This window comes from Streptomyces sp. NPDC006624, assembly GCF_040611555.1.
GTDB lineage: Bacteria > Actinomycetota > Actinomycetes > Streptomycetales > Streptomycetaceae > Streptomyces.
Genome location: NZ_JBEXOM010000065.1, coordinates 1 through 1,345, shown reverse-complemented (window position 1 = coordinate 1,345; position 1,345 = coordinate 1). Strand labels below are relative to the sequence as shown.

At 65.3% G+C, this 1,345-nt stretch carries 2 protein-coding genes; both read left to right on the top strand.

Annotated elements, in window-relative coordinates; all coding sequences use genetic code 11:
• The coding region (locus tag ABZY20_RS37180) for a LytTR family DNA-binding domain-containing protein (protein ID WP_356447949.1) at window positions 1–533 on the top strand (533 nt) is incomplete at its 5' end.
• Between the two features lie 277 nt (window positions 534–810).
• Window positions 811–1,345, top strand: a 535-nt coding sequence (locus tag ABZY20_RS37175) for a hypothetical protein (RefSeq protein WP_356447947.1), incomplete at its 3' end; no start/stop codon positions are given.

Below are 1,345 nucleotides of genomic sequence, written 5' to 3'. Positions count from 1 at the left end.
ACGTCATCGCCGGGCTCGACAGCGCGCCGCTGGTGGTGTTCACCACGGCCTACGACCAATACGCGGTGCAGGCCTTCGAAGCCAACGCGCTGGACTATCTGGTCAAGCCGGTCGAACCCGGGCGCTTGGCCGCGGCGCTGCAACGCGCGCGCCAGCGACTGCCCCCCGAGACCGCGCCGAGCGAGCCGCGCGGCCCGCTCGGCGCCGACGACCAGGTGTTCCTGCGCGACGGCGAGCGCTGCTGGTTCGTGGCCTTGCGCGAAGTCCACCGCATCGTAGTCGACGGCAACTACGCGCGGGTCTGGTTCCGCAACGAATGCGCGTTGCTGGCGCGCAGCCTCAGCGCTCTGGAAGCGCGCCTGGACCCATCGCTGTTCTTCCGCGCCAACCGCAACACCCTGGTCAACCTGCGCTCGGTGAAGTCGGTGGAACTGGCGGTGGGCGACGGCTACGAGCTCGAGCTCAAGGACGGCAGTCGGGTCGAGGTGTCGCGGCGGCAGTCGCGGGAGTTGCGCGAGCGGTTGTCGCTGTAGGCAAGGCTTCGCGGCGGTCCTCGGTGGACTGTCGGAGCGATGCGCCGATGTCGGCTGGATAGAAAACGGACGCTGCGAGGCGTCCGTTTTTGCTTGGCGATTGCCGTGCGGAAATGCACCGGAAGTGAGTAAAAAAACACTGTTTTTTCGAACTTGAATCTCTGCATCGCCGATAACGAAAATATCGGCGGGCGATCAACGACGACAGCCCCGGCGCTCAGGCGACAGCCGTCGGCGCCGCAGCCCTTCGTTCTCGGGTTCGAACATGCTCTCAGGGATGCGTTTCGCGCAGCGCAAATTCGGCCGCTGCGCCAAGTCTTGGCTTTCGATGTTCGCCTCGGTCTGGCTCGCAGCGGTCTTCGTTCCGGTGGCCGCCGCGCAGGAAAGCCAGATCGCGTGGAAGATCGTCGTTCCCACCGGCCAAGCCCAATCCCACAACACCTATCAACAGGCCGCCGACGCGATCAAGGCGTTGCCTTACGGTGGACAGGGTCCTAATCCGTATCCCTTCGTTACCGTCGTCAAAGACAATCTGCTGCGCGCCGATGGAAAAGGCACCATCACTTACTGGATGGGCTTGAAACGGCCGCTGGATCCGGACTGGGGTTACGACGCCACGCTCGGCAGCGGCGTGCGGCATTCCACCGAAGCGCTTGCGGTCGCGGAACTGGAGGCGTTCTACAACGATCAGGCGCCGGCGTGCCCGGCGACCGCGAAGGCCACGCCCGTCGGCGCCTGGAGCCCGCCTGCTCCGCAGTTCGCGGGGAGGTCGGAGCATCGCGACTTCGACATCGTTTACTTCAGAGGCGAAA